General features: G+C 62.8%; 1 protein-coding gene. It reads right to left on the bottom strand.

Translation table 11 applies throughout. The features are described from left to right. The coding region (locus YH3_RS34510) for a non-ribosomal peptide synthetase (RefSeq protein ID WP_154100421.1) at positions 1 to 6,394 on the bottom strand (6,394 nt) is incomplete at both ends.

The following is a 6,394-nucleotide window of genomic DNA, read 5'->3' as shown; positions in this document are numbered from 1 at the left end:
ACCACAACCCCCACACCATCCCAACCACCCACCACCAACCCACGCTCACCGGCGACAAACACGTCGACCTCACCGACCGGTGTATCCGCGTTCGCTGCGAAGGCGGCAAGAATCCGCGACATTCGCTGTGCAATGGTGTCGACCGCGGCGCGGTCGAATGCCGCCGGCTGGTACCGCAGGCTGACCTGCAGCGTCGGTTCCGCGACCGACAGCACGGTGAGCGGGTAATGCGTGGCGTCGCGGGCATTCACAGCGGTGACGCGCATACCGGCAATGTCGGTGTTCCCGCCCATCCCCGAGGTATCGATCGGATACGACTCGAAGACCGACAGTGTGTCGAACAAATTGCCTGTCCCTACGACAGATTGAATCGCGCCGAGTCCGACATAGTGATGATCGAGCAGAGCTGTCTGCTCGCTTTGCAGTCGAGCGAGCAGCTGCGTACACGTCTCGTCCGGATCCAGTTGCACTCGGACAGGCAACGTGTTGATCAGCAGCCCCATCATGTTTTCCACACCAGGCAACTCGGGTGAGCGGCCCGAAACCGTGACGCCGAAGACTACGTCGTCACGGGAAAGCATCCGAGACAGTAGGACACCCCACGCCGCCTGGATCACCGTGTTCATCGTGATCCCGCTCCGTTGGACCAGCGCACCGAGTCCGTCGCGCACCGAATCGGGTAGATCGACGGCAACCTCTTCGGGCACCAGCTGCTCCGCGATCGGCGTCGAAGGCGCCAACAACGTCGGCTCGTCGACGCCTTCCAAGGCGTCCTCCCACGCCGCGAGCGAGGTCTCCATATCGCGGTGCATCAACCATTCCAGATAGGCGCGGTAGGAGGGAGTCTCGGGAAGATCGGCCGGGGCCCTCTCGACCGGGAGACCGTCGGCCGCGTATCGCATCAACAGTTCGCGAACCATCAACGGTATCGACCAGCCGTCGAGAACGATGTGATGGTTCGTCACCACCAACACGCACCTCGTCGGCGAGGTTCGCAGCAGCGTCAGCCGAAGCAGTGGCGGCGAAGCGAGGTCGAAGGGTGCACTGCGGTCCTCGTCGAGGCGGCGCTCCAGATCTGCGTCGGTTGCCGATCCGCGATCACTCAGGTCGACCTCGGTCCAGGGAATCACGGCATCGTCGACAATCAACTGCACCGGTAGGCCGTTCACGTCGTAGAGAAACGCTGCACACAGATTCGGGTGGTTTGCGAGTAGTCCGGCAGCAGCGCCGCGCAAACGCTCGGAATCAACCGCTCCTTCGAGCTCGACGCACAACTGCGCTGTGTAGACGTCCGTCGACGTGGCCGCCAGTGAGGCATGGAACATCAGCCCGGCCTGAAGGGGCGACACCGACCAGACATCTTGCAATCCGGGGAAGTCGTTCTCCCAGCGTTCGATCTGTTGTTGGTCGACCGAGACGAGGGGAATGTCCGACGGCGTCAGACCGCCCGCATCAGGTCGCGACGCGTGCGCGGTGAGTCCGTCGAGCGCACGACGCCACAGTTCCGCGAACTCCGCGATGTCAGACCTGTCGAGCACTCCGCGGGGAAAGGTGAAAGATGCTGTCAGGCAGGGCCCGTCGACATGGTCCTCAACCGCCGCGTTGATGTCGATCACGGACGCCACAGGCATGGACGGGTTCTGGGTTCCGCCGAGCCTTCGATTGCCCTCCACCGGCAGCCAGTCCTGTGTTCCGTCAGAGGAGCTGATCCGGCCCAAATAGTTGAAACTGATCTGAGGAGAACGGAATCGGCCGAGTGGGTCGCTCTCGCCAGACAGGTACCGCAACATCCCGAATCCGATTCCATGATCGGGGATCGCACGCAAGTACTCTTTGACAGCTTTGAGGGCCCGCCCGGCGTCGGCGCCACCTGCCAGTGCGTCGTCGACGTCGATTGCGCCGAGGTCCACGCGCACCGGGTAGAGCGTGGTGAACCAACCAACGGTGCGACCGAGGTCTGCACCAGGAACCGCTCCTTCCTCGCGCCCGTGTCCTTCGAGCGTGATCAGGGCGGCAGCGGTATCCATACCGCGGCGTCGTCGCCACTCGATCGAGGCCAACGCAACAGCGGTGACGAGTCCGTCGTTCACGCCGGCGTGGAATGCCGCAGGAACCGTGGTGAGAAGGTTCCTGGTCGCCGAAGGCGAGATGTCCACTGTAACGGTGTCGACCGTGTCGTCGACGTCGATCGTGGGATCGAGTGGGCGCGAACCGATCAACGGGTCATCGCCGTCCAGGATCGTTTTCCACATGTCCAGTTCGACGCTCCGGTCGCCCACGTGCTCGACAAGCCCATGCGCCCATCGCCGGAACGACGTTCCGATCTGTGGCAGTTCGGGCGTGACACCGGCCTGGAGTTGTGCTGTCACCGACGCCAGGTCGGTGACCAGAATGCGCCACGAGACGCCGTCGACAACCAGGTGATGAATCACCACAAGTAGTCGGCCCCGCCCGGTCGACACGTCAGGTTTGTCGGCCAGGTCGAACCAGATCACGCGCACCATGTCAGCCGTGGCGGGATCCAAGCTGTCGGCCACGGCCTCGAGTTCTCCCGACGCCAAGGCCCTGAAACCTTCGTCGTCCACCGAATCGACAGCTACGCGGTGGATCAGTCCTTCGGCCGAGATCGAGCCGGGTGGTAAGACTTCCATGACCCGGTCACTCTCAACCAAGCGAGCTCGAAGCATTCCGTGGCGGTCCAGCAACACCTGGAGACCACGGACAAGGAGGTCCTGGGTGAGATCAGCGGGAGCTGTCAGCAAGAGCGCCTGGGAGAACCGTTTCACTCCGCCGCCACGCAGCCCGCCACTGCTGCGGTCGAGCATCCACTGCGCCACCGGGCTCAATGGAACAGTTCCGACAGCGGATCCCGGTAGCTCCGCGAGTACATCAGGCCTGTCCTGCTCAAGGTGCGCCGACTCGGCAAGCGCGGCGACGGATTTGTGGTCGAAAACATCTCGGGGTGAGATGATCACACCCGCATCGCGAGCGCGGGCCACCAATTGGATGGACATGATGCTGTCGCCACCGAGCTCGAAGAACGAATCATGCACTCCTACCGCGTCGAGACCGAGAACCTGCGCGAACAGAGCGGCAAGAAGATTCTCGGTTTCCGTTCGCGGTGGCCGGTCGGGTGTGGCGGCGGACGAGAAATCGGGTGTGGGAAGCGCTGCGCGGTCGAGTTTTCCGTGAACCGTCAGCGGAACGGCGTCGAGCACCACCACCGCCGCCGGCACCATGTACGACGGCAGGCGCTTGCCTGCATGGGCGAGGACGTCTCGCGGATCGACACTCGCTCCGCGATCGGGAACCACGTAGCCGATCAACCGATCCCTGCCGTCGCCGTTCCAGACGGCCGTCACCGCCTGGGCCACGCGCGGGTGCGTCTGCAGTGCCACCTCGACTTCCCCGAGTTCGATGCGGAACCCACGGACTTTGACTTGGGCATCGGTGCGCCCGAGATACTCCAGCCGTCGGTCGGGCGTCCACCGCACGCGATCGCCCGTGCGATAGATCCGCGTTCCCGGCGCACCGAAGGGATCTGCGACAAACTGCGTGGCGGTCAACGGGTATCGCCGGTGATAGCCGCGAGCGAGAGCCGGCCCGGCAAGATACAACTCCCCCGCGACACCTACCGGTACCGCTCGCAGACGCGAGTCCAGCACTACCTCGCTGAATCCGCGAGTAGGTGTGCCGATAGTGACCGGGTCGTTCGGAGCCAGTGCCGCACTGATGCTCGACACGACAGTTGCCTCGGTAGGACCGTAGGCGTTGAACATCTTTCTGCCCGGCGCCCAGCGGGCCACCAATTCCGGCGGACACGCTTCCCCACCTGTCACGACACAACCGACAGTGGTGAGACCGTCTGGGTCGACGGACGTTAAGGCCGCCGGAGTCACAAAACAATGGGTGACGCGCTCGCGCTCCAGTAGCGCCGCCAGTTCCGACCCGCCGTAGACGGTCGGTGGCACGATCACCATCGTGGCTCCAGCACCAACGGCCATCACGAGCTCGAGAACCGACGCGTCGAAACTCGGCGAAGCGAAGTGCAGAGTTCTGGATCGGGTCGTGGCGGCGAAGGTCTCACGCTCCTGGAGCGCGAAGTCGCTCAACCCGCGATGTGTGACCGTCACGCCCTTGGGTGTTCCTGTCGACCCCGACGTGTAGATCAGATAGACCGGATTGTCGATGCGAATCGGTGCCTTCCGATCCGCGTCGGTGACTTTCGATGGCGAGTACGCCCGCAGCCGTTCCTCGAAACCGGCATCGTCGAGGACCAGCCACGGCACGAGGCCGGACAATGCCGCGGTGTGAGCTCGAGACGTTATCCCCCACCCTGCACCGGAGTCGCCCAGCATGTGCTCGATACGAGCAGCAGGATGTCCCGGGTCCACGGGAAGGAATGCCGCACCTGTCTTGGCAATGGACCACACCGCCAGAACGGACTCGATGGAGCGTGGGAGACACAACGCCACCACCGATTCGGGACCCACTCCGGATTCGATCAGCATGCGGGCCAAGCGGTTCGACCGCACGTCGAGTTCGAGATAGGTCACTTCACGTTCCTCGAACACCAGCGCGACGGCGCCGGGATCCTGGGCGGTCGCCATATCTGTTGCTGCAGTCAGCAAATCCGGAAGGGTCTGAACAGCGGCGGAAATCTCACCTCGCACGGGTACCAGTTCGGCTGACTCATAGGCGTCGAGGATCTCGATATCTCCGATCCGTGATTGCGGATACGTGATAACGCGCTCGAGAATCCGTTGCAGGCGGTCGGCGAAGCCCGCTACCGTTTCCTCGTCGAAAATATCTGTGGCATATCCGAATTCGGCGCGAAGACCGTCGTATTCGCCGGCTGCGCCGGCGTTCCGCGTCACCGTCAACTGAAGATCGAAGTTGATGGTGTCGATCTCGACGCCCACGTCGGTCACCTGCAGGTCGGGGAGTTCGAGTGCAGGCCGTTCGATGTCTTGGAACTCCAACATGACTTGAAACAGGGGCGAGTACGCCGTCGAACGTGAAGGATTCACGATCTCGACGACTCTTTCGAACGGCACGTCCGCGTGTATGAAGGCGCTCAGATCTACGTTTCGGACCTGGTCGAGGAAGTCTCCGAAAGTTGCGCCGCGGTCCACTGCAGTGCGCAAGACCAACGTGTTGACGAACATGCCCACCAGGTCGTCGAGTTCGCGCTCCCCACGCCCGGCGATGGGAGTTCCGACGGCTACGTCGTCCTCATCACTGAGCCTCGCCAGCAGCACTGCCAAGGCTGCGTGCACAACCATGAAGACCGTGGCGTTGTGTTTGCGCGACAGGGCAACCACACCGGCATGCACCTTCGGACCGAACTCGAACCTGATCCGTCCGCGTCGAAGCGAACGCACATCACCGCGCGGTCGATCGGTCGGAATGTCGAGAACCTCAGGTGCGCCCGCAAGATTCTCGGCCCAATAGCCGAGCTGTTTCGAGATCAGAGACCGAGAGTCCGATTCCGAGCCCAACCAACCACGTTGCCACAACGCGTAGTCGGCATACTGGATCCCGAGCGGCGCCCACTGCGGTGCCTTACCGTTCACACGGGAGGAGTATGCGCTCATGAGATCTCGGGCCAGCGGTACCGTCGAGAATCCGTCGGCGGCGATGTGGTGAATCACGATCACCAGGACATGCGAGTGGACCTGGTCATCTCGCCGCAACAAGGTGGCGCGCATCGGGACCTGCTGCGTGACGTCGAAACCATCCGAAGCGATCTGCCGGCTACGCTCGCGCAGCTCTTCCTCTCCCTGCACAAGTATCGGTGCAAGATCCGATACCACCTGTGAGGTGGACATGATCACTTGACGCGGGCCGTCGTCAGTGAGAGGAAAAACAGTGCGCAAGGACTCGTGCCGCTCGACGACGTCGACAAATGCAGCGTGAAGCGCACTCACGTTCACTGCACCTTCGAGCCTCAACGCGCACGCGACGTTGTAGGCGGCGGACTCGGGGGCGAACTGATTCGCAAACCACATTCGCTCCTGCGCCGGTGAAAGTGGGATATCTGTCGTCATACCCCGCGGCGTCAACGCCGGCTTGGCCCCCTCTCCTCCGCGACACTGCGCCAATTCGGCCAGCGCTGCAACGGTAGAAGCATCGAAGACGTCACGAATGTTGATCCGTTCGCCGAGAACAGAATTCACTCGCGCAACCAACCTGGCCGCACTGAGAGAGTTCCCACCCAGGGCAAAAAAGTCGTCGTTCACGCCCACCGTCGACGTTCCCAGCAGATCATCGAAGATTGCGGCAACCGTCTCCTCGACCGGCGTTCGTGGCGCAACATACTGCAGCGCTTGAGGTTCGAAGGTGACGTCCGGGAGGGCTTTACGGTCCAACTTCCCATGCACCGTCACCGGAA

This window comes from Rhodococcus sp. YH3-3, assembly GCF_001653035.1.
In the GTDB taxonomy this organism is placed as follows: Bacteria; Actinomycetota; Actinomycetes; order Mycobacteriales; family Mycobacteriaceae; genus Rhodococcus_F; species Rhodococcus_F qingshengii.
The sequence above is the reverse complement of the archived record's forward strand: the minus strand, read 5'-3'. Positions and strand labels throughout refer to the sequence as shown.